Source organism: Stenomitos rutilans, from assembly GCF_059505485.1.
Map to the genome: position 1 here is coordinate 24484 of NZ_JCACKR010000070.1, position 23419 is coordinate 47902.

Consider the following 23419-nt stretch of genomic DNA (forward strand, 5'->3'; position numbering starts at 1 on the left):
TTTTTTAATCAGGCAAGGCGTTAAGTAATGAGGTGATGGCTTGAACGCCGATGAGCAATACAAAAAAGCCTGCCGCTAGAATGCTCAGTGGTCGCAGCATTGCCTCTAGCTGTTTCAGTTGACGCTCCAGATCGCTTTCGTAATACGCTGACAGTTTGCCCAACATTTCATCCAGGTTGCCCGTCTCTTCGCCTGTCCGCAGCATTTGCAGTGCCAACGGCGGCAGTTTCCCCTCAAGGCTTTGACTCAAGCTCTGCCCTGCCTGAATCTGACGAGCCGCGATCGCCAAACTCTGCCGCAACGCCAGATCAGGAATGCGCAAACGAATTAGCTCAAGCGCTTGCAGGATGGGTACGCCACACCGTAGCGGCAACTCTAGTTCTGTGAAGTAAAGAAGCGATCGCACCTGAGCAATCCTTTTGAGCAACGGTATTTTCGACATGACCTGATACAGCACCACACCTGCACCAGCAGTCGCAATATGGGCAAAGAAAAATAACGCACAGAACATAATTCCAAAGGTCAACCATGTCATGGCTTCTTTTGGCAGTACGACGCTTAGTAATGCCGTTACACCCATGAAACAAATTGAGCTTTGAAGCAGTACGGAGCGGTATAAGAGTAGCCGTTTGCTTTCAGTTTCAAATCCGATCGCCAATCGCTCAAAGGTGTCTGCCAATGAGCCACTGTATTCGGCTGATCGAATCAGGGCGATCGTCCAGCCGTCAAAGTAGGGCGATCGTCCTTCCAGTGAGGTCGCCAGATCTTGACCCATTTCAATCTTCAAACTGGCTTCTTTCAGGATGCGCTGTAAGGTTGCACTACCATCCTTTCCCGCCATGCCTAAACTTTGCTGCACAGGAATGCCAGCATTCAGCAAGGCCGCAAACTGATGAAAGAAACGAGCGTTTTCCAGCATGAAGGGGGATGGGGTGTGGGGTGTAGGGTAACAGCGTTTTTCCGCCTACGCCCTACACCCTAACCCTCTACTCTAATACTCCGGTACCGACGAATCAACGTCCCGGCTCCATGCCGTAATGCCACCTTTCACGTTGATGCCGTCGATGCCTGCTTGTTCTTTGAGGATGCCGATCGCCTTAGCCGATCGACCACCCATCTTGCAATGCACGACGAGCTTATGACCATTCAACAGATCCTTCACCTGACTCACGCCAGCGCCATTCTCAATATCAGGCAGCGGCACTAACACGGCACCGGGAATCTTCGCAATCTCGTACTCGTGTGGGTTGCGAACATCCAGCAGGACGTAATCGTTCGCATCGCTATCCAACAATTGCTTGAGTTCTTGCACGGTTATTTCTTGCATACCAGCTTGCTCCTTTGCCTCAGCGGCTTTTGCTTGGGGAATGCCACAGAATTCTTCGTAGTCAACCAGCTTTTCAATAACGGGACGAACGGGATTAGGGCGCAGCTTGAGTTCCCGGAAGCTCATGTTCAAGGCATCGTACAGCAGTAGACGACCGCTAAGCGTAGTGCCCTTGCCGAGAATGATTTTGACCGTTTCCGTCGCCTGAATCACACCGATGATCCCCGGCAGAATGCCCAACACGCCACCTTCAGCACAGGAAGGAACTAATCCGGGTGGAGGTGGTTCGGGATAGAGGTCACGATAGTTGGGGCCACCTTCGTAGTTAAAGACGGTTGCCTGCCCTTCAAACCGAAAGATGGAGCCGTAGACGTTAGGCTTGTCGAGCAGCACGCAAGCATCGTTAACGAGATAGCGGGTCGGGAAGTTGTCCGTTCCATCCACAATGACATCGTAGTCTTTGAACAACTCCAGCGCATTCTCAGAGGTGAGGCGCGTTTCGTAAAGGTCTACCTGACAGTAGGGGTTGATTTCGTGAATGCGGTCTTTGGCAGACTCAATTTTGGGCTTGCCCACCCAGGAGGTCCCGTGGATGACCTGTCGTTGCAGGTTAGAGAAATCGACCGTATCAAAGTCCACAATACCTATGCGTCCGATACCCGCAGCGGCAAGGTAGAGCAGCAGAGGGGAACCGAGTCCACCCGTGCCAATGCACAAAACGCTGGCGGCTTTGAGGCGCTTCTGCCCTTCTAGCCCCACTTCAGGCAAGATCAGGTGCCGCGAGTACCGTTCGTACTCTTCTTTAGTCAGTTGAATGTCATTCAGATCGGGATTTAGCATGGTAGAGAAAAGCTAAAGGATAAGAAGGATGGAACCAGATTGCTGAACGGCTTCACATTCGAGCCAGTGCAGCAAGTTGGATAGTTTCGGGGTCAAATTGGTGTTGCTCGTTTAGTATCCAACTGCGACAGTCGATCGCAGTGCCTTGCTCAACGGAGACAATCAGGTAAGAGTATTGTGACCAGGCGATCGCGCGATCGCACTCTGAAGGGATTGCTGGATGGTCAGGATGGGAATGATAAATGCCAATAATATCCAAATCGCGCTGATGTGCTTCGCGCATGGCTGCTAGCGAATCTTCCGGCGCAATCCAATAACGACGAGTCTTCGTCAAGCCTTCTCGATCGTTGAGGACAGTGGCCACATCTTGATCCCACGCGTTGGGTGTTGTGTAAACCTCATGCACGACCTTCTCATCAGCGGCGATCGTGCCCAACAGCAAACCACAGCACTCTTCGGGATAGGTGCGATCAGCGTGGGCTTGAATGGCCTGCAAGTGGTCAGGGTGAAGCGTTAAGGACACAAAAGCCTCGATCGTTGCATTACAGACTATCTATTCTAGGACAGGATTACTCTAGATATGTGAGTTGTCTAAAATGCTTAAGCAACGGCTGGCTTTGGTTGCCCTTGCAACTGACAAAGTGCTTTCAATGTTTGCAGGAGTTGTAAGGCACGATCGGGTTCAAAAAGGTGCAGCGTTGGCATTAACTGATAGGTTGGTGTACTCCCCTGTCGCAAAGACACAAACTGATAGTCTGTACCATTTGTAATCCAGCCCCATACTGAGTCTTGATGCATCAAACTCTGATGTGCATAGGTGAGCAGTTGGGGTAGCCCAGGCGTTAATGAGATGGAGCTATTCTTCACCTCAATGATCAAAATCCCAAACGGCTTACCCTCTCGCGGTGCGGCTTTATTGATCGCCAGAATGTCAAACCGCCCAGTAGTGTAAGTGTCTTCATCATCGACTGTGATACGTGCGATCGCCTCTTCTAGATGCAGCTCAACCGGAAATCGAATGAGATTACCTTGGCGAGTGGTAGCGCCGATGGCACCATCAAGCTGTGGCACTGGCAAACCGGACACTGCCTCAATACTCTACAGGGCCATAGTAGCTGGGTTTGGTCAGTGGCATTCCATCCACAAAGACCACTCTTAGCCAGTGGCAGCTACGATCGTACGATCAAACTTTGGGATCTGGATGCAGGCAAATGTATCCAAACTCTAGAAGAGCATACAGCTCCTGTCATCTCGGTTGCCTTTAGTTCCAATGGCAAATGGCTGTTAAAACTGGTAAGTGCGCTCAGGTACTGAAAGGACATACCGACTTAGTTTCAACAATGATGTGCCAATTGAACGTGCCTGCAAAGGACAGTGGCAATCAAGCCGATGCAGATTCCCCAAAAGTCGTCCCACTGCAATCCACCTCATCCCTCTTTAGCGGCAGTTTTGACGAGACAATCAAACGTTGGAGCCTTGAAACACTATTGTGCCAATCAACCTTAAGAGTACCGCGCCCCTATGAGGGTATGAATATCAGCCATAGCATCGGACTCAACGAAGCTCAAAGAATGACTCTGAGGGCTTTAGGAGCCGTTAGCGATAAAATATAACTTTTTCTTATGAGAAGGGCTTGAACTTTTGGCAACGGGTTGCTCTAGATTTAGACTTTCGGCAAATGGATGGCTGAACCAAGTAGAAAACGGCTGCGATTGCTCAACGGAAGAATCGGTATTTCAGGTTGACCTGCGGCAAAAGGATGCCTTATTAGACGGCAAAGGCTTGGCTTAAGTCACAGTTTTAGTGAGCCGCTGTTAAAGCATCGCTCGGTGTACTACGCCCTAAGAGCACCGCCTCGATCGCCCGTCCCAATTGTTCTGAGATGCGATTATAGCTAGAGAAAATCGGGCGCGATCGTCCGTAAGGAGCCTGTGACAAAAAGACATCCACAACGGGTTGCTTTGCTTTGTAGTCCTGATAAGCTTTGCTTTGCCGAGATTTTAGATTTGTGGGCAAGTACCCCGTTGCGATCGCCCACTGCGTTTGAAACAGCTCACTCATCACATATGCTGCAAAAATTCGGGCCGCCTGTTCGCGTTCAGGCGTGGTTTTAAGCAAAAACAGGTTTTCACCCCCGATCGCCGTTGCCTGAGTCACCTGGCTGGGAATCGGTAACACTCCAAAGTCTACCCCCGTCTGCTCAAGCTGTCCTAGCGTCCAGGGTCCCGATAGCTGCATAGCAACTCTACCCGCCAGAAACCCATCCAGCTCATAACCCCGTTCCGGCGTAGATAGTTCAACCGAACCATCATCAATTAAATCACGCCAAAATTGCAGAGCCGCGATCGCGCCATCGCTCACCAAGCTGGTTGAAGCTTGAGACTTGAACGCTTGGACACTTTTCCCCTGCTCCCCTTGCACCCTCACACCCTCTCCTCCCTCCAGCGATCCTCCACCGCTCCACAAAAACGGGAGCCACATAAACACCGTCCACTCGCCTTTGCCTAAAGGAAGCAACATGCCGTGCTGGTCAATCCGTCCATCCCCATCTATATCGCGCGTAAGCCGGCGGGCAACCTGGCGAAACTCTGCCCACGTCTTAGGTAGAGCGTTGATTCCCGCTGCTCGAAACAGGCTAGGGCGGTAGTAGACGCCAACGTTGTTAGTGCCAAAGGGAATCGACCAGAGATGGTCTTCAAGCGCCATACTCTCAAGGAGGGTGGGATCAAGCTGTTGTCGTAGAGGTGAGACGTTAAACCAATCCTCTAAGGGACGGATCGCCTCAAGTTCAACCAATTGACCTGTCAGCAATGGTGAATACCAGAGCAAATCGGGAGCCGCATTGCCCACGATCGCCGCCAAGATTTTGGGCAATTGCTGGTCACTCTGCCCAACGTAAAGGGACTCTACATGAATCGTCGGATGCTCAAGATTAAACTGGTCTACTAACTGCTGTAATACAGCTCGATTGGAGGGTGGATTGACTCCTTGCCACAGAGTCAGGCGCGTGGTGTTAGGCATTACCACAGTAGACTGACAGCCAGGTAAGACAAGCAAACAGAAACACAAGAAACACCCTGCTAAATAACGATGAATTTGCATGCTTGACCTGCGTCTCCTTCTATACTCATCTTCCCCTATTGAAAATCACTTTAGAGTATGTTCGATCGAGACTCAGAGCTGGCTTTTTGCTGCTGCCGCTGCATCGCCTCACCGATCGTGACATTCAACTGAGCACCAATCAGCATCATCAGCGAACTGAGATAGAGCCATAGCAGCAAGACAATCACGGCCCCGATCGCTCCATAAGCGCGGTTGTAGCTCCCAAAATGGGAAACGTAAAAGCGAAACAGGCCCGAAAGCAAGGCCCAGCAAACGGCTGCTACAACAGCGCCTGGAAGAATCGGCGTTCCAGCCGTCCAGCGACTTGGCCCATAGCGGTAAATAAACCCGCAGGCAAGAGCAATGATGCCCAACGCCACAGGCCAAGTAAACAGCCGCCACACCGCGAGGAGTCCTGGTTGCAAGGTACCACTGCTTTGTGCCACGACCTGCACAATAAAGTCACTGATAAAAACCAGTACAGACGCAAAAATCAGCAATTGAATGGTACCCAGCGTTAACCCTAACGACACCAGCTTTGCCTTCCAAAAAGGGCGTACTTTATGCAATGGCACCTGATAAATCTGATCAAGCGCGATCATCGCCGCACTGAGCACCCCCGAAGCGGCCCATAGCGCCACAATGAAGCTGACAGAAAAAAGCCCCTGATTCCGTTGCGTACCAATTTCGCCAATAAAGTTTTGAATGAGCGTCAGCGCATCTTGTGGCGCTATGCGGCTCACCTGGCTGGCAAGGTCTTGAAACGTGGCTTGAGAAAACCCAATCAGGCCGATCGCTGTCAGCAGCGCCAAGATACCAGGAAACAATGCCAACATCGCATTGTATGCCATCTCCGACGCAAGACCAGGCAACCGTTGCTGACCAGTCCGCTTAAAAATCTCATGTAGCGTGACTGGCGTGAGATACCGAAAAAAGCGGAAGAAGCGAATCTTCAACATAGCTGAAAGCTGACAGCGGTGAGCCATCCACACGTCTGATGACAACGAATTTGTTTCATTATCCCAAACGTTACACTCCTTACGCTTTTTAGCTGTGGATTACGCCTTTGCGTGTAAGATTCAGTGCAGGAATTTTGCCGCAAACAATTAAACCTCGTGCTTTGAATTTGAAGAGGACAATGATCAATGAAAACATCGATGAAACGACTCGTATCTTTCCAACTATCTGCTGGTGCAATGGTGGCTGCAATCACAGCGATGAGCATCAGCATTCCCGCTTTCGGCGCTGACCCCAGCCCGACTGCTGCACCCACAAGCCAACCCGCACCCACCAGCCAGCCAGCCGCTCCCGCTCAAGGCTCATTGATTGGGCAATGCCGCGCCGTCAACAAAAAAGTTTCTGTTTACAAGCAAGCCACCACCACAAGCGCTGTGGTTAGCACCCTCAACGCTGAAACCAAAGTGACTCTAGCAGACAACGGTAGCAGTGGCTTTATCGGCATCAGTAGCCCTGTTAGCGGCTATTTGCAGACAGCAAGCCTTAAACCGTGCAGTGGAACAACCCCCCCTACAGGCAACACGTGCCGTCGTGTCATGCAACCCTTGGGCTTAGCCATCCGCAGAGAGGCGACGCCCGATTCTGCCACCGTTGGCGGTGTAGCGAATTTAGAGCGTGTTGATTTGTCCACTACGCCAGCCACCTCGAAACGAGGTCCCGATGGTCGTAACTGGGTACAGATTGCGAAACCAACGGCCGGTTGGGTCTCCAATGGCTTCCCTGGTGGCAGCAGCAATTTGGTGCTTTGCCCCTAGAGTTGTTGCTGAGCATGTGCTTCCGTTGTCATGACTCTAATCAGTAGGGCGATCGCGCCTCACCTTGTCTAATCAGCGGCTTCAAAACGGCACTAATTCGGTGGTGTGAGCAATGGAATCAAAACGGGTGCAGGGTATCTCCCTCGACAGGGAAAGTACTCTCGCACCCTGTTCTACTATGCTAGAACCTCTTCTCTAGAGCCTTTCATCGCGTGTCTCACATCTTTATTCAAATTGCTAGCTATCGTGACCCAGAATTAACGGCTACGGTCAAGGATGCTATTCAAAAGGCGGTTTACCCACAGAATTTGTCCTTTGGCATTGTCTGGCAGGGGAAGCCAGGAATTGATCCTCTCCCAGTAGAGTATTTATCCTGTTGTCGTCTATTGTTAGTGGACGCCGATCGCAGCCGTGGCGTGTGTTGGGCGCGATCGAAAACTCAGTCACTTTGGGATGGTGAGCCTTACACCCTTCAAATTGATAGCCACATGCGCTTTGTGCATGGTTGGGATGAATTGCTGCTGCACATGCTGATGCATTGCCCTAGTGCCAAGCCGTTACTCACGGCCTACCCACCTGCCTACACCCCACCCAATCACTTACATCCTGGCGAACCCACACGGCTGGTGGCCTCTCACTTTACAGAACAAGGTATTTTGAGCCTAGCTAGTGGTGCCAGCCTGTGCTACGACATAAAACCACAGCTCGGCATGTTTATAGCAGCAGGCTTCTGGTTTGCCCCCTCCCAAATGCTTCAGGACGTTCCCTACGATCCACAGCTTTATTTTCAAGGAGAGGAAATCAATCTAGCAGTCAGAGCTTGGACTCATGGTTGGGACATCTACCATCCCAATCAGGTCACTTGCTATCACGAATATACCCGCCCTGGCAAGCCGAGACATTGGGAAGAGCATGATTACTGGTGGCGGCTCGATCAAGTGGCCCATCAGCGCTTAAAGCACCTTTTGCAAATTGAAGCATCAAGCCAGATCAGCCTCGATCGCTATGGGTTAGGCACACAGCGAAGTCTGAGTAGCTATGAGCAGTTCAGCGGCGTTGACTTCCAACGTCAACAGTTAACCGCTGGTGCCAGAAGTGGACAGCCATTATTCGGTCAGTATTTCTTCTAACAGCAAATCTACTCACTATATCTCCACTGCGGCCTTTCACAAATAACGAAATGGATACAATGAAAGTGAACCTGCTGGATGGGCTAACCGCTGACTGCTAACCGCCTTGAAAGAGCATTAGCTTAATGCAAGCTCTACTTAACTAATGCTTTGCCTAACACTTTACCTAATGCTTTTCGTCAGGTAATGGCCTTATTTAAAGCTTAGAACAAGCTACCTCTAAATTCACGAATCCCACTGCTAATGTTCTGTTATTTATGTCAGTGGAAATTGCCGAGGCATAGAGCCGCTGATTTTGGTTTCTAAGCAAAATAGACTTATCGTAAAGATAATGTAAGCTCAAAACAAGCAACCTTTTTATTTAAGGTGAAGATACAACAAAGACTCTATCAACAGCTGTATTGATTGGTTTATTTTCTTAGCTACAGAGCCAATTCGTTAAGGGTTAGTTGCTGGAAGTCCTTCAACGGTGCCTCCTTACATCATGAAAACCCAACCGTTGTGCCCGGTAACACGCATTGAGTTTTGAAACCGCTTGATTGAACCTCCCCCATCGCCCTGGCTTGCCCCTACATTCACCTGTTATCGCCCTGCCAAAGAAAACGTACATCTCTAGCACATCATTGGTTATGACGAAACTACTTTCAATCGCCATTCCTACCTACAATCGAGCGCCCCAACTACAGATACAGCTTGCTTGGTTAGCACAAGAAATTAAGGGCTTTGAAGATGACTGCGAGATTACAGTCTATGACAACTGTTCGACTGATCATACTCAAGCTATCATTCATGAGTGGCAGCAAGTGCTTGGTGAAGCGACTTTGAGGTCCGTTCGCAATCAGGAAAATATTGGTGGCATGAGAAATCTTGCCCTTTGTTTAAGTGATTCAAGCAGTCGCTTTACCTGGACGTTGGGTGACGATGATCCAATCGATGCGGGTACCGTTTCTTTCATCATTCAGACGCTTAAAAAGAATCCTGAGCTTGGCTTACTGTATTTGAACTACGCAGCTTACTATAAAACGCTCGATCAGTACAACCCCGATCTTTGGTTGCCAACTGATTTTGAGCAGAGCCCTGTTCCCGGTAAAGCAGCCTTTCAGCGCTGTATCGAGGGTCACTATACCGTAGGCGGTGTCATCTTTCTCTCCGCGACAATTTTCCGTACCGAACTTGCTCAGACAGCCCTGAAGATGTGGCCCGAAAGTGTCAAAAATTGGGGCGGCATGGCGTTTTGGACAGGCTATTGCGCGACTCAAGGTGATATTTTTGTCACTCAAAACAAACACCTTGTTTGTATTTGTGGGGCAAGTCAGTGGGAAAGTGAGAAAAAGATCCACACTCGGTCATTAGCCAAAGATATCCCTGAAGTGTGTTGGAAGCTTCAAGAGATTGGTTATTCTCATCAAATGGCCCGGCGAGTCATTGCAAAGAGCCTGGGCAGCTACTTTTACTGGTGTCGTACAGACTTGTTGGGATACTTGCGCCCCTTCAAAGATTGGCCTTTAGAAATGGCAGCGGTCGGCGCGTTTATGATTGCTTCGTTGGGATCATCGGCCTTAGAAGCGAGCAAACTTAGAGAGACGTCTGAACCAGTCGGGCGTTCTGAAATCGCTTACACCATTGCAACAGAGCGTGAGCAGTGGCGGTGAGCTTTATGCGATCGCCTACAGCCACTGGCTATCCCTTAATTTCATGCGAGAGCATTTTTGATCCTAAAGTTTCTTCCCTGTCTTTATCTGAATCGTTTTCCTGTTCACTTCAGTTAGTGTCATTTCATGCTGAACGTTATTCGTCGAAAAGTCGATCGCCTTTTGTCTGAAATCAAATACATGGGGGCACTCCGTCAGCATGCCAAAAAATTGCCCGCGCTCACGGCACAAGATCGGCTCATTGCAGAGGCATGCCGCCAAGAGGGCGCTTTTGTAACATCGTTGGAAGGGTTGGGGCTACCCTTCACCACACCCATGCTGGAGGAAGCAGAAAAGCTCCTGGTTAAGATGCAAGCAGACCTGGCAAGCCGCACAGATCTGAGCACCTGGGGTACCACTGAAAATCCTGCTTACCCACAAATTTTTACGGTGACCGACTTGCCTGCATTCAGCCAATGGGCGCAAAATCAACGATTGCTCAATATCATTGAAAGCTACATTGGGCTGCCCGTCGCGTTTCAGGGCGTGCATCTTCGGCGCGACTTCGCCAATGAGCATCCTGTTACTACTGAGTTCTGGCACCGAGATTTAGAAGATCGCCGTGTGATTAAGCTCTTTGTGTATTTGTCAGATGTGGCAATAGAGACGGGGCCTTACGAGTATATTCCTCGCTCAAAAACGCCCGCTGCGATCGTCCGACGCATTCAAGCCAGCTTCGCCAAGCGCATTGAGACAAATCCCTATGACATGGGAATTACGGATGAAGAGATGGCTGCGATCGTCCCTCGTGCAGACTGGCATACCTGTGTCGGTGCCGCTGGAACGGTGTTGTTTTCTGACCCCGTTGCCGTGTTTCATCATGGCAAATCTCGCACACAAGGACGATCGGCACTCTTCTTTGTCTACACAGCGCAAGATCCCTTAAGACCACAAGACTGCAAGCAGTATAGCGATCGGACCTATGCTCGACCAGAGCAATTCCAACCCCAAACGGAATCCTCAGTGCCAGCAATGCCATAAAAATGTCCCATAAACGAGACATCGAATATCAATTTAAATTTCCTGTCTTGCCGAGCCGTTGGTAGGGACGTTACATGTAAGATCCCTACCAACGGCTTTATTGTGAAATCTACTTTAAATCGGTGTAACGTACCCAAAATCAGAAGTCAGAATTCCTCATAAGGTTGAACAATACTGCCTTCTGCCTTGTTGCGTCCCATGTTTAGCCTACGGTTCTTCAACCTGTTGCACTTCTAGCTGAGCGGGCAGTGGCTCCAGATTCGGCAAGGCAACCAGTTCGGCTTCTGCTGGTTGTTTGGCTGTAAGCGGTAGACGCAGTGGCTGGGGTTGTTCGAGCCAGCAGCTTGCGATCGGCAGCGTTTGCTCCAAGTCACTCAAGGGGCGCGGAATCACCATCACCGCATGCAGTTCGCCGATGCGTTCTGCCTCATGCATCCCAGCTTCTACAGCGACAGCAACATCGGCTACCGCACCTCGAATAATCACCGTGCACAACCCTGCGCCGATCGTTTCGTGGGCAGAGAGTTGCACATCGGCAGATTTCAACATAACATCTGCGGCTCCCACCATCGCTGGAAAACCTCGCGTTTCCAGTAAGCCGATCGCCTGATTGCTTAACCGACTCGATTGACTGCCTTGAGCAAACTCAGCAAGTAGTTTGCCGATCGGCAGTACGGCTTCCAGGTTGGGGAAGGGGCGAGGAATCACTAAACTAGACACCAGTTGACCAAACTGTTCCGCCGCCTCTACACCTGCCGCAACGGCTAACCGGACGTCGGAGATACCGCCCCGAACGATCGCGGTGCAATGCCCACTGCCGATTTTTTCGTATCCGACTAGAGCAACCTCGGCTGACTTCAGCATCATGTCTGCTGTGCCCACAATCGCTGGAAAACTTTGCGTGGATACTAACCCTAAAGCGCGATCGCTGAAATCGTCTGGAATAGATTTACCGCCCTCCATCTTAATCCTCGTTACCGCTTCTTAGATTGTAGACTTTGGCTCCTGGTTGAGAGAACTCACTAAAGTGTGACGCTCACTCGCTTTCTACACCCCTCAAGCGCCAACCGTCTAGGATGCATCATGCTTCAAACGCCTGATGAGCTTGCGTACTAATGGCCTTACGTGCTCATTCCTGCCCTTTCAAAAACGTTTGTCGGTGTGGCAATAACGTTGATAGCAAACGGTTGAGATTTTCCTGCCCATAAACTGGCGTGCTAAAACTAAGCTGAATTTCTGCGGTTGGCTGGCTTAAAGCAGTTTCAACCGTTCCATTTGGCGGCTCCTGCTGTGCCACAGGTACAGGAGAAGCTGGGGGAGGATTGGGTGACTCTGCCGCTACAGTCATTGCATGATCGGGCATACCCAGAAGGGACAAGGGGGGAACCATTTCACCACGATCGATCGAATGATTCCAGATGGTGGAAGCCGCACCAATACAAGCGCTAGCTCCAATCTTGCCCTCGCCGATGATCAGCACTCCCGCACCGATCGTGGCTTCAGCTTCCACCTCTAGCGTACCCTGATGGGCATGAAGCACCGTTCCCATACCCAGGCAAGCACCTGCACCAATTCTGATGCAGCTACCTGGATCTGCTTGCAGCAAAACACCAGCCGCAATGACAGCCGTTGGATGGATCGTGACATCGCCACTCACACAGAAGTGATCACTGGTAACAGGTTGTAGCGACGGCACATACATGAGAATGAGAACCTCATTTGAACACTAGAAAGCTGTTGGTTGCTGCGACTAATGGCCATCAGCAGTGGCTTTTAGCCATTAACCACAGATTCTATTCACCCACTCAGATCGGATAGCAAGACCTGAAGATAGAACAAGCAACCCTGCCAGCGCTCAAAGCAATCATTTACTAGGGCGCTGAAGCATCGTTTCCAGCACTCGTCGTTTCGAATCGGTGTCCGTGCCAACCAGTCGGACATACGCACGGCTGTGTTCAGAAATCACCGCGGACAAGGCAGCTAGCACCTCACTTTCACGCTTTGCTTGAATCACGCCGCCCGTTTGCCACGAACTCGTTTTAAACCGACGCTCATCGGCATACTCGGTACTAATCTGGTAGCCCTGAGCCAGTGCTCGACGAACTTGCTCAACCGCTTCCTGGCTTAAACCTGGTGGGGCAGGGGTGTAACTACTGTAAGCAGGACCAGCGCTGGCAGAGCTAGAACGATCGCCATTGCTAGTTGTCGCACCAGCCTGACTTGCACCAGCCCCGCCCGGTCGTTGAATAATCATCTCGACCACTCGCCGCTTCGCTTGCGTATCTACCCCAATCAAACGGACATATTCACCGTTATGCTCAGCGATACAACGCTCAAGCGCTCCTAACACATCGGCTTCGCGTCTGGAATCGACCGCGCCACAGGTTTGCCATGAGCTGGTTTGAAAGCGCCGCTTATCGGCGTGTTCCATCCCGACTTGATGCCCCTGTGCCAGCAGTTGCCTGACCTGAGCAACTACGTCTGCGCCTAAACCTGCTGAAGGCGCAGCATATCCTCCCTGACCCTGACTAGAGGAAGCCTGGTAACTAGACGGCGATGAGGCCATCCCTGGTCGCTGAACGATCAGTTCACCCACTCGGCGTTTAGCCTGCTTATCGACTCCAATCAACCGCACGTATTCTCCACTATGCTCAGCCAGACACTGCTCCAAAGCGGCAAGGATATCGCCTTCGCGCTGAGAGTTAATCGCCCCGCAGCTCTGCCAAGAACTGGTCTGAAAGCGCCGTTTATCGGCATGCTCGGAGCCAATTTGATAGCCTTGAGCCAGCCACTGACGTACCTGAACGATCGCGTCCTGACTTAACCCTGCACCCTGAGAGCCGTTATTACCAGAGCCAGCGTTGGAGCCAGAGCGATTAGTATGGCTGGCATAAGAAGCAGACGATGTTTGCGTTTGATCACCCGTTCGCCCGTTGGGCCGTTGGATAATGGATTCAAACACCCGGCGCTTGGCACCTGGATCAATGCCAATCAACCGCACATAATCTTTGCTATGTTCAGCTAAACAGGCTTCCAGTGCGGCAAAAACTTCTGATTCTCGTGTGGCCTGAATAGGTGCACAGCTTGTCCAAGAAGCCGATTGAAACCGTCGTACATCGGCATGTTCGGTGCCAATGCGAAAATTTTGAGCCAGCAATTGACGTACCTGTTGCACCACGTCTGCACTTAGGCGTGTGTGGCTGCTCGACCCGCTCGATTCGTAAGCCCGCGTCATCTCATCCCTCACAGATGCTATACAACTAAGATTGTCAGCGCAGTGATAGCCCGATCGCAGCGCGTCATTAATACCCAACACATGGGTTGCAAACTTAACATCGCCTGCCTGAACATCAGGAAGGCGATCGGCCTGTTGCTGGTTGGTAATCACCGACCCCGAAGCAACATACTTCCCAGGTGGAATTTCAACATCCTGAATCAGCACATGCATCATTACAATGCTGCCCTGACCTACCCGCGCATTAAATACCGTAGAGCGGAACCCGATAAAACAGTCGTTGCCAACATAAGCAGGACCGTGAATCAGCGCCATGTGGGTGATAGAGGCATTATCTCCAATCCAAACAGAGTAAAGATTGCTGTCATCACCAACCACTCGCCCACGCTCTAAACCGTGAACTACCACACCGTCTTGAACATTCGTACCGTTACCGATATGAAAGGGGCTGCCCTCATCTGCGCGGATGGACGTTCCAGGCGCAATCAATACTTTTTCGCCGACGTAAACATCCCCAATGATATTCGAGAACGAATGCACGTAGGCGGTTTTGTCAATTTGTGGAGTAGTCAGACTCTTCGACCAGGGAGTGGGGGGAGCCGCAGCACTACGAGCGACCATAAACAGATTCTCCTATGAAAAATTTAGCGAGTGCACACCAATGGCGTGAAGGAGCCAGTCGCAAGCATCTGCTAAGACTGAAACGCTAGGCGATAGGCCAGAGCAAACACTGCCGTAGGACAATCCTTTTGCTGAGGCCCGCGCTCCTTCGTTGAGGGCGCATAAAAGACATCCCTGAACTCGGAGCCTGTCCGCGCCAAACCCTTAAAGGAAGCTCTGATGCCGCCTTGACCGCACCAGAATCAGCGCTCTGAAGAGTGAACGCGAGAGCCTGGAGTGCAGCACTAGCGGTAATCGTCTCGCTTGTTGTAAAGGCGACGATCGTCCACACTAACCGTGTCAATAATCCCCACTACCACCGCATCGATCGGACGGTGTTCGCTGCCCGCCACCTGACGAGCAGCACTACCACAGCTAACCAGAACCCACTCATCCATCCCAGCACCAACCTGATCGGCAGCCACTTCATAGCGTGGTAATGGAGCGCCTTCCTCATCCATAAATTGCAGGAGGAGAAACTTCACACCACTCAAGCTTGGCTCTTTCTGAGTGCTGACAACCGTGCCACGGACTTTTGCAATCTGCATGCTGCTTTCTTTTGCGTTCGTTATGGTCTGGTGTAAGGGCCAGCGTGAATCGCTCTACCGCTGACGCTATCCCGGAACTGCTCCACTTCATCGGTGTAGCGGATGGGGAGCACATACTCCAGGTTTTCGTGGGGACGAGCGATGATGTGAGTTGAGAGCACCTGCCCACCGCTCACACGCTTGACGTTATCAACACCAGCCGCAACTGAAGCTTGCACTTCCGAAACATCGCCACGCACAATCACCGTCACGCGACCGCTACCAATTTTTTCGTAGCCTACCAGCGTAACGCGAGCCGCTTTTACCATTGCATCGGCAGCTTCCACAACAGCGGGAAAACCGAGCGTTTCAATCATTCCAACAGCAATCGCCATGAGTCGTACTCCCTAAATAATTAGTCAAAAACAGTAAACAGTCTGGCTTCGTGCCTGAACGCTTAACATAAGGCCGAAACCAGGTTTGCCAGTGGAAATATCCAGTGCGAACGGTCTAAAGCCTGCGTGAAGGGTGCAATCAAGAATCCAGCCTTGCGGAAAATGTTGGATGAAGCATCCTGCCTTCGCTAGACGCGAAACTGCTCAACAGCTTCGGTGTAGCGGATTGGTAGTACGTATTCCAGATTTTCATGAGGGCGCGCGATGATGTGAGTAGACAAGACCTCACCACCATTTACCCGGTTTGCCGAGTCAACGCCAGCCGCGATCGATGCCTGCACTTCTGAAACATCACCGCGCACAATTACTGTGACACGTGCACTACCAATCTTCTCATAACCGACTAAAGTTACGCGGGCAGCTTTGACCATTGCATCCGCGGCTTCCACAACCGCAGGGAAGCTCTTTGTCTCAATCATTCCAACAGCAATTGGCATATCCTCCTACTCCCTTCCTACAGAGTTATCTTGCAAATATTTGGTAATAATGCTTGACAGAGATACCGCTTAAAATTATGACGGAAAATGCCATTATTAAAGCTCTTTTGCAGCTTTGGGTATCTTCATTTAAGAATAGAGCGATTGTCTTACATTTGGCAATATAACTGTAAATAATATTTTTAGATTTTAGTTATTAGTAAAACTGATTTAATCGGGTCTCTCGCTATGTATTCTGCCAGAGGGTCAATAATTTCTCATTATTTATCCAGGTTTTTGAGGCTGATGCTGATGCAGCAGTTGTCGTTGACAGGTCTCTTTAATGAGCTGAAACCTCTATACGTTGGGAGGTAAACGGTAGACGAGCGCCATTCCTTATCTTCGAGTTAACGAGCAAACCTGGTTGTCGCATTTTGATAGATTATTTACAATAGTTTACATAATTTTTTATCTATACAAGAAGAAGATACATTTGTTATGACGTATTAGACGGGTGACAATGCTGTTGCAACGGTCTGCGATCGCGACTATTGACCGAGATTTTGCTGTTCTAGAGTGTCGGTCTTACGCTAAAGTAAAGACAATTAAAGTGCTCAGCTAACTCGTTGATAATTAATTAAAAGTTTGAGCAAAAGTTTGAGGTTCTTGAAACCTTGCTAAAGCGATTTGAAGTGAGCCTTTAAAGGCTAGAAAGATTACTTAAGTTTCGGTGCGATGGTCTTTCAATGATTCAGTTTCTCCTCCAATCAAGTTGGTGGGTGCCTTGTTATGGGCTAATCGGTGCAATCCTGACGCTGCCCTGGTCAACTGGAATTGTCCGTCATACTGGCCCCAGACCTGCTGCTTATTTCAACTTATTTATGACGGTGCTGTCGTTTTTACACGGCGCTATTGTGTTCAGGGCAACCTGGAACCAGCCGCCCCAGGCGATCGTCTTCCATTGGTTTCATGCAGCAGATTTAGATCTAACCTTCGTGCTGGATATTTCGGCAGTGAGCGTTGGTGCGATGGAATTGGTCACAGGACTAAGTCTGTTAGCGCAACTGTTTGCTCTGGGATACATGGAAAAAGATTGGGCACTAGCGCGGTTTTTTGGCCTCATGGGGTTCTTTGAAGGAGCTATGAGTGGGTTAGCCATTAGTAATTCGCTGCTGCTGACCTATGCGCTGCTGGAGATGCTGACTCTTTCAACGTATTTATTGGTTGGCTTTTGGTATGCTCAACCGCTGGTGGTAACGGCGGCGCGAGATGCATTTTTGACTAAGCGAGTCGGCGACATCCTACTGCTGATGGGGGTTGTTGCCCTTTTTACCTTGAGCGGCACGGGCAGTTTCTCTGAGCTTTACGAGTGGGCTGATACGGTGACATTGGCCCCTACGACAGCAACGCTGCTGGGGTTTGCTTTGATTGCTGGGCCAACCGGAAAATGTGCGCAGTTCCCCCTCCACCTCTGGTTGGATGAGGCGATGGAAGGCCCTAACCCAGCGTCGATTTTGCGTAACTCAGTAGTGGTTGCCTGTGGTGCTTATGTGTTGATCAAGCTTCAGCCGATCTTGAATCTTTCGCCGATCGCCCTATCGGCGCTAGTCGTGATTGGCGCAACAACGGCAATCGGAGCTTCGTTAGTGGCGATCGCGCAAATCGACATCAAGCGAGCGTTGTCACACTCAACCAGTGCTTATTTAGGCTTGGTTTTTATCGCCATCGGGACTCAATGGACAGGCTTTGCGTTGATGTTGCTCTTTGCTCACGCCATCTCGAAAGCCCTGATGTTTATGAGCGTTGGCTCGGTGATTACTACCACGCATAACCAGGACTTGACTGAGATGGGTGGGCTATGGTCACGCATGCCAGTCACTACCTCTGCGTATGTCATGGCGTCTGCTGGTTTGATAGGGATTCTGCCGCTGGGTGGTTTCTGGGCGCTGCGGTTGGGCATGGATGACTTTTGGACGGCTGATCCGCTGCTGGTTGGGGTTGTGCTGGTGGTCAACGCCCTGACAGCGTTGAATTTGACGCGTGTTTTTCGATTAGTGTTTTTGGGTTCATCCCAGCCGAAGACGCGACGTGCACCAGAGGTGGGTTGGGCGATGGCTGTCCCAATGGTGTCGTTGATCATTGTGACGCTGCTGACCCCAGTGATGATGGATCGCCTGTCTGTTTTACCTGACTGGGCGTATTTCAACCATACGGCGGCGCTACTTCTGGTGCTATCAGGTATTGTTGGCTGTGCGCTGGGTTCCACCATTTATCTCCACAAAGCCTGGTCACGATCGGTGCATTTGCCTTGGCGCGTCTTGCAAGATTTACTGTCGTATGACTTCTACGTTGAACGGCTCTATGCAGTGAGTGTGGTAAAAGGTGTCGTGCTGATGGCGCGCTTCAGCAACTGGTGCGATCGCTACATTGTGGATGGCATGGTTAATTTCTTGGGGATTGCCTCTATCTTCAGCGGCGAAAGCCTGAAATACAGCATTACCGGACAATCTCAGGCCTATTTGCTCACGATTTTAGTGGCTGTTAGTCTGCTGGGTGGGTTCTTAATTTGGTTCGCGTGGTAACTCTGGAGTGGCATCATGCTCAGTGCGTTAATCTGGATACCGATTTTGGGCGTGTTGCTCATTGGGTTTGGCGTTGAACCGCTGATTCCATCACGAGCACGGCTGGTGGCGTTACTCACGGTTGGCAGCGTGTTTCTGCTGACGATCGTGCTCGGTACCCAGTTTGCAGTCGGGGATGCAGGCATGCAGTTTGCAGAGCATTTGGTCTGGATTGAACCACTGGGTTTGACCTATGAACTGGGGGTTGATGGCTTATCCTTACCGTTAATTGCCCTGAACGGTTTGTTGACGGCGATTGCGATCGCGGGTGGAGAGCCCTCAGTCAATCGCCCTCGGCTTTATTTCATCTTGCTATTGCTGCTCAATGCCAGCGTGACAGCCGCCTTTCTTGCCCAGAATTTGTTGCTGTTCTTTTTGTTCTATGAGATCGAACTCATTCCGCTTTATCTGCTGATTGCCATTTGGGGCGGAGCAAACCGGGGTTATGCTGCAACCAAGTTTCTGATTTACACCGCCATTTCAGGCATTTTGATCCTGGCTGCGTTTTTGGGATTGGCGCTGCTGACGGGTGCCCCCAGCTTCGACTACCAGGTGTTGTTAACGCAGGTTTTGCCCCTGGGTCAGCAGTTTGTCCTGTTGGGGGCAATCTTGATCGGGTTTGGCATCAAAATTCCCCTGGTGCCTTTCCATACCTGGTTGCCCGATGCTCATGTGGAAGCATCAACGCCTATTTCGGTGCTCTTAGCGGGCGTGCTGCTGAAACTGGGTACCTATGGCTTGCTGCGGTTTGGGTTAGGGCTTTTTCCTGAAGCGTGGGCCGTGTTGGCACCCTGGCTGGCAACCTGGGCAGCAGTCAGTGTCCTTTATGGGGCGTTTATGGCGATCGCCCAAACGGATATGAAAAAGATGGTGGCCTATAGCTCGATCGCGCATATGGGCTATGTGCTGCTGGCTGCTGCTGCCGCTACACCGCTGAGTCTTTTGGCCTCCGTTTGCCAGATGGTTAGCCACGGACTGATTGCAGCGATGCTCTTTCTGCTCGTAGGGGTCGTCTATCAAAAAACAGGCACTCGCAATCTAGAGGCGCTGCGGGGTCTGCTCAATCCTGAGCGAGGTTTGCCCCTCATTGGCAGCCTGATGATCATTGGAGTGATGGCAAGCTCTGGCATCCCTGGCATGGTGGGCTTTATTTCAGAGTTTTTGGTGTTTCGAGGCAGTTTTCCCATCTTTCCAGTGCAGACGCTGCTCTGCATGGTGGGAACGGGTCTCACAGCCGTGTATTTTTTGCTGTTGGTCAACCGCGCGTTCTTTGGGCGGCTGTCGGAAAGCGCCGAAAATCTGCCGCCAGTCTCCTGGAACGATCGCGCCCCAGCCATGCTTCTCGCTGCCTTAATCGTGGTGCTGGGATTACAACCGAACTGGTTAGTTCACTATAGTGAGACGACCACCAAAACCCTGATAAGTGATCGCTTGGCGATCGCGCAAGCCTCTGTAGTTGTTAAACAAGTGGTTGCTAAACAAACGCTAAAAGCGGAAATAATGGAATAGATACTTCATCCCTCAGCCCTTCGTCTCGTTTGAATCATCATGACCGATACGCTCAACGTAGCCGCTCAATCGTCATCGCATCCGTTAGCGGGGTATATCAATCGCTTGAAAGCGGGCGATGCGCTACTGCCAGACACGCCCCAAAACGTGTTGGAAGTGGTGGGCATTCTCAAGAGTTATGGCATTGTACTGGAGGCTTATTACCAGAATCTTCTTTACATCGCTGAACATCAATTCCTCGTCTTTTTCCCGTTTTTCAAATATTTCAATGGCGATGTTTCCTTAGCCAGGCTGTTACGCCACTGGCAGCACAATCGCATCAACTTTGAGTATGCCGAATACTGCATGAAAGCTATGTTCTGGCATGGTGGCGGCGGTTTAGACGCCTATCTAGATTCGTCAGAATTTAGGGCACAGGCGCAGTCAGCCATTCAGGCAAGAATCAAGGGAAATCCCTTACTCATAGGGTTAGATCGCTTGTTTCCAGATTTTTTGCCTGAGCAAGTACGGCAACTGTCCTACTACAGCGGGCTGGGTCAATTTTGGAAGGTGATGAGTGAAATGTTTCTGGAACTCTCCGATCGCTACGATCGCGGCGAGATTCAGTCTATCCCGCAGGTCGTTGACCATATCAAAGCAGGGCTGGTCGCTGCTGCAAGCCTACCCATCACCTATACGGTCAAGCTGCGCAAGCAGTCCTACGACATTATTCCAGCCTCAACCGGGTTAACGTTTTTGCCCGATGTGGCGGTGCCTTACGTAGAGGCCGTCTTCTTCCGGGGTACGCCTTTTTCCGGCACAGTTTCATACAATGCACAGGCGCACCAAATTTCGCCTGATCAAGGCCGCTTTGCCTATGGTGCGCTGTATGCTGATCCGCTGCCGATCGGGGGTGCTGGCATTCCTCCCACCTTGCTGATGCAAGACATGCGGCACTATCTGCCAGAGTATCTGCACGAAATCTATCGCCGTGGCCTACGGGGTGAAGACGATTTGCGGGTCAAAATCTGCGAGACGTTCCAGAAGTCAATGTTCTGTGTCACCACCGCTACGATTCTAGGGTTAGCTCCTTTCCCCTTAGAAACAACCGATCCAGAGCAGCAGCGGCAAAATCAAACGTATCTGGAGGGCTGGATGGATCGCTTTGTCCAATCTCGCTTGCCCAATGTGCAGTCGATCGCTTAAGAGCGAGAAATGAGTGAACGTGTAATGTTGAGGTGCGGACGTACAGTCGTGCGTCTCCTACGAGGGATCTCATACCAATAGGACTTACGCAGTTGCCCCCTTTTCTTGTACGCCCAAAGGGCTTTAAGCTCCCAATTCTGGGGGACTTTGAGTGCTTGCTCCCCCAAATTTGGGGGCTGGGGCGCTAGTTTTAGAGAATTTGCGTAAGTCCTGACCAATTGAAAGTAACCGACTGAACGCACGATCGCTAAGTAGAGCGATCGTCACATCAATCCTCATCATTCGCCACATTCACCCACAGTGCTAAGCCACCACCACGCCCACGAGCCGCAATCAACGTCGGAGTGACTCTGAAAAAGGCAAAAAAGGGAAGACTGCGAGCGGATTGTGCGTAAATGTTTTGTGTGACCTTACGTCCTGGTACTGCGCCATTGTAAATGGCTTTGCTCAGCACAGTCAGTTGTACGTGGGTAAAGTCAAAGGCCAGCAAATTCTTCTTGCCCAGGTAATGCGCTGGGCCAGTGAACCGTAGCAGCACTGGGCCAACCTCAACCTGATTGTCGATCGTCCCTTTTCCGATCGCCGCATCGCTAGCCTCTGCCTGAAAGGAAATTTGAGCCACCGCAAACTTGGGTACATAGAACCCATTTCCCAGGACAATTCCACCACGCCGCACCTTTCGTGTACCTGTGGCAAAGCACAACTGCCAAGTCCCCAACAATGGCTCGAAGGGGTAGAGTAGATGCTCTTGTTTTGCGGCTTTTTCTGCTTGTAGCAAAGCGTTCACAACGGCTGAAGCCGTCGGGCGATCGTTCGCCTTCGCTTGAAAGGCAACTGCGGCCTTAGTTAAGACCGCTAAAAAGCTAGCCGATGGAGAAACCAGGTCAGCAGTCATACAGTCTTTTCATTACCATTTCAATCGCAACAACCCTAAGCTAACGGATAACGGGAACCGCGATCGCTTACGGTGACGGCTCGGTTTCAGAAGCAGGTTTAGCATCAGCGGTGTTGGGTGCTGCTGGGTTTTGGGTCTCGGTGAACGTCACGTCGATCGCCTCTAACGTCGGCGGCTCCTCCAAAATGGGTGACTCTGGTGAAGACTCTGAAACAGCAGGAATGCTCGTAGCATCTGAAGCAGCCGTATCTGCACCAACCGCATCAGCTTCAGGAGTACGAAATTGCTTTCTAACGTAGACTGGTTTGCTCTCACGTTTGGCAGTCAGTCCCTTAAATGAACCCTGGACTTGTTTGGCGATCGCAGCTAACGTACTCTCCTTCGACGGCTCCTTCTCGTTTAGTTGCCCATCGCCATCAAACTGTACCACCGCCGTATCAGCCGCGATCGTTTTGGAGGACGGCACAGCCTTTTGACGGGCATTGGCAAAATCAGCAGGCGTTAGCGGCACATAGGGGTGCTCTTCTACAGCAGGGGGTGGCGTACTGGTGGGTGTGGTGGTCGTCGTCACAAGTGCCTCGACCCACGCTGTCAGCTTTGCAGCCTGTTTGCCGATCGGCTGAGCGATCGGTGCCAGCACCTTAGATTTCGATAGTCCCTCCCACGTCTGAGACAGTGCCGCTCGCCATTCGGCAGGAGTGGGTACAGCCGTTTGCTGATCTACTGGTGCAACCTGCCGTCTCAGCTCAAGTGTCTGCCAGCCCATCCAGCCAAGTAAGACCACACTCGCCGTTTGTCCTAGCAGTACGCCGCCCGTAATGCGCCCTGCACAAACCCACAGCACTAGCGCATAAAACATGCCCAAGCCACTCCAGAGGAAGTCGTGCTTACGATGAACCTCTGGGAAAAAGAACGCCGCCATATAAAGTGCAACGCTGCTCAACCCAACGACAAATGCCAGAATATATGCCAGCATACGGCTGCTCCAAACGATGCCAAACAACTATTTATAGATCGATTCTGTCAGGGAGTGTTGAAGTTTCAGCGATTAATTTTTCTCAGACTGGAACCGC

General features: G+C 51.0%; 23 protein-coding genes. 9 read left to right on the plus strand and 14 right to left on the minus strand.

The genetic code is table 11. From position 1 onward, the window contains the following. Nucleotides 1-4: 4 nt before the first annotated feature. The 4 genes from AC5JLP_RS12660 to AC5JLP_RS12675 form a co-directional block, all read right to left on the minus strand. Nucleotides 5-919, minus strand: a complete 915-nt coding sequence (locus AC5JLP_RS12660; RefSeq protein ID WP_496068272.1) for a type II secretion system F family protein — start codon at nt 917-919, stop codon at nt 5-7. Nucleotides 920-991: 72 nt separating this feature from the next. Continuing rightward, nucleotides 992-2167 carry a molybdopterin-synthase adenylyltransferase MoeB gene (moeB, locus tag AC5JLP_RS12665; RefSeq protein ID WP_496068273.1) on the minus strand — a complete coding sequence of 392 codons (1176 nt, stop codon included), beginning with the start codon at nt 2165-2167 and terminating at the stop codon, nt 992-994. 52 nt (nt 2168-2219) lie between these two features. Further along, nucleotides 2220-2690, minus strand: a complete 471-nt coding sequence (locus tag AC5JLP_RS12670) for a M67 family metallopeptidase (RefSeq protein WP_496068274.1) — start codon at nt 2688-2690, stop codon at nt 2220-2222. A gap of 77 nt (nt 2691-2767) precedes the next feature. Continuing rightward, nucleotides 2768-3253: a hypothetical protein gene (locus tag AC5JLP_RS12675; RefSeq protein WP_496068323.1), complete on the minus strand. Its 486-nt coding sequence runs from the start codon at nt 3251-3253 to the stop codon at nt 2768-2770. On the opposite strand from AC5JLP_RS12675, the gene AC5JLP_RS12680 reads away from it, so the two are divergent. Both AC5JLP_RS12680 and AC5JLP_RS12685 read left to right on the plus strand, forming a co-directional pair. Further along, a complete protein-coding gene (locus tag AC5JLP_RS12680; RefSeq protein ID WP_496068275.1) occupies nt 3164-3481 on the plus strand; it encodes a WD40 repeat domain-containing protein in 318 nt (105 codons plus the stop codon). The genes AC5JLP_RS12675 and AC5JLP_RS12680 overlap by 90 nt on opposite strands. Further along, nucleotides 3445-3780, plus strand: coding sequence for a hypothetical protein (locus AC5JLP_RS12685; protein ID WP_496068324.1), 336 nt, complete (start codon nt 3445-3447; stop codon nt 3778-3780). The genes AC5JLP_RS12680 and AC5JLP_RS12685 overlap by 37 nt, the downstream gene beginning before the upstream one ends. A 187-nt stretch (nt 3781-3967) precedes the next feature. On the opposite strand, the gene AC5JLP_RS12690 is transcribed toward AC5JLP_RS12685, so the two are convergent. Then, nucleotides 3968-5188, minus strand: a complete 1221-nt coding sequence (locus AC5JLP_RS12690; protein ID WP_496068276.1) for an ABC transporter substrate-binding protein — start codon at nt 5186-5188, stop codon at nt 3968-3970. Between the two features lie 131 nt (nt 5189-5319). Next, nucleotides 5320-6255, minus strand: a complete 936-nt coding sequence (locus tag AC5JLP_RS12695) for a YihY/virulence factor BrkB family protein (RefSeq protein WP_496068277.1) — start codon at nt 6253-6255, stop codon at nt 5320-5322. A gap of 159 nt (nt 6256-6414) precedes the next feature. Between AC5JLP_RS12695 and AC5JLP_RS12700 the strand changes: the two genes are divergently transcribed. The 4 genes from AC5JLP_RS12700 (at nt 6415) to AC5JLP_RS12715 (ending at nt 10843) form a co-directional block, all read left to right on the plus strand. Next, entirely contained in the window at nt 6415-7041 is a 627-nt protein-coding gene (locus AC5JLP_RS12700; protein ID WP_496068278.1) for a hypothetical protein, read from the plus strand. Nucleotides 7042-7253: 212 nt separating this feature from the next. Continuing rightward, nucleotides 7254-8171, plus strand: coding sequence for a GlcNAc-transferase family protein (locus AC5JLP_RS12705; protein ID WP_496068279.1), 918 nt, complete (start codon nt 7254-7256; stop codon nt 8169-8171). A gap of 629 nt (nt 8172-8800) precedes the next feature. Further along, nucleotides 8801-9823: a glycosyltransferase family 2 protein gene (locus AC5JLP_RS12710; protein WP_496068280.1), complete on the plus strand. Its 1023-nt coding sequence runs from the start codon at nt 8801-8803 to the stop codon at nt 9821-9823. 126 nt (nt 9824-9949) lie between these two features. Beyond that, the gene (locus AC5JLP_RS12715; RefSeq protein WP_496068281.1) at nt 9950-10843 is read left to right on the plus strand and encodes a phytanoyl-CoA dioxygenase family protein; all 894 of its coding nucleotides are present in this window, start codon (nt 9950-9952) and stop codon (nt 10841-10843) included. Between the two features lie 207 nt (nt 10844-11050). Here AC5JLP_RS12715 and ccmO read toward each other — a convergent pair whose 3' ends face one another. The 6 genes from ccmO to AC5JLP_RS12745 all read right to left on the minus strand — a co-directional run bounded on the left by ccmO (nt 11051) and on the right by AC5JLP_RS12745 (nt 16157). Beyond that, nucleotides 11051-11806 carry a beta-carboxysome assembly protein CcmO gene (ccmO, locus tag AC5JLP_RS12720; protein WP_496068282.1) on the minus strand — a complete coding sequence of 252 codons (756 nt, stop codon included), beginning with the start codon at nt 11804-11806 and terminating at the stop codon, nt 11051-11053. A 166-nt stretch (nt 11807-11972) separates the two neighbouring features. Then, on the minus strand, nt 11973-12545 hold the full coding sequence (gene ccmN, locus AC5JLP_RS12725; RefSeq protein WP_496068283.1) for a beta-carboxysome scaffolding protein CcmN: 573 nt from the start codon (nt 12543-12545) through the stop codon (nt 11973-11975). A 162-nt stretch (nt 12546-12707) separates the two neighbouring features. After that, complete coding sequence (ccmM, locus tag AC5JLP_RS12730; RefSeq protein ID WP_496068284.1) at nt 12708-14699, minus strand: beta-carboxysome scaffolding protein CcmM; 1992 nt, start codon at nt 14697-14699, stop codon at nt 12708-12710. Between the two features lie 284 nt (nt 14700-14983). After that, nucleotides 14984-15286 (minus strand): beta-carboxysome shell vertex protein CcmL, encoded by a 303-nt coding sequence (ccmL, locus tag AC5JLP_RS12735; RefSeq protein ID WP_496068285.1) that lies wholly within the window; start codon nt 15284-15286, stop codon nt 14984-14986. Nucleotides 15287-15306: 20 nt separating this feature from the next. Next, nucleotides 15307-15660, minus strand: coding sequence for a carbon dioxide-concentrating mechanism protein CcmK (locus AC5JLP_RS12740; RefSeq protein ID WP_106256501.1), 354 nt, complete (start codon nt 15658-15660; stop codon nt 15307-15309). Between the two features lie 188 nt (nt 15661-15848). Next, on the minus strand, nt 15849-16157 hold the full coding sequence (locus tag AC5JLP_RS12745) for a carbon dioxide-concentrating mechanism protein CcmK (protein WP_496068286.1): 309 nt from the start codon (nt 16155-16157) through the stop codon (nt 15849-15851). 725 nt (nt 16158-16882) lie between these two features. Between AC5JLP_RS12745 and AC5JLP_RS12750 the strand changes: the two genes are divergently transcribed. The 3 genes from AC5JLP_RS12750 to AC5JLP_RS12760 are packed head-to-tail and all read left to right on the plus strand — an operon-like array spanning nt 16883 to nt 21451. Next, nucleotides 16883-18718, plus strand: coding sequence for an NAD(P)H-quinone oxidoreductase subunit F (locus AC5JLP_RS12750; RefSeq protein ID WP_496068287.1), 1836 nt, complete (start codon nt 16883-16885; stop codon nt 18716-18718). A 15-nt stretch (nt 18719-18733) separates the two neighbouring features. Next, entirely contained in the window at nt 18734-20266 is a 1533-nt protein-coding gene (locus AC5JLP_RS12755) for an NADH-quinone oxidoreductase subunit M (RefSeq protein WP_496068288.1), read from the plus strand. Nucleotides 20267-20305: 39 nt separating this feature from the next. Further along, on the plus strand, nt 20306-21451 hold the full coding sequence (locus tag AC5JLP_RS12760; RefSeq protein WP_496068289.1) for a CO2 hydration protein: 1146 nt from the start codon (nt 20306-20308) through the stop codon (nt 21449-21451). 268 nt (nt 21452-21719) lie between these two features. Here AC5JLP_RS12760 and AC5JLP_RS12765 read toward each other — a convergent pair whose 3' ends face one another. Both AC5JLP_RS12765 and AC5JLP_RS12770 read right to left on the minus strand, forming a co-directional pair. Further along, nucleotides 21720-22346 (minus strand): hypothetical protein, encoded by a 627-nt coding sequence (locus AC5JLP_RS12765; protein WP_496068290.1) that lies wholly within the window; start codon nt 22344-22346, stop codon nt 21720-21722. A 67-nt stretch (nt 22347-22413) separates the two neighbouring features. Beyond that, nucleotides 22414-23322, minus strand: coding sequence for a Ycf66 family protein (locus tag AC5JLP_RS12770; protein ID WP_496068291.1), 909 nt, complete (start codon nt 23320-23322; stop codon nt 22414-22416). Nucleotides 23323-23419 lie beyond the last annotated feature (97 nt).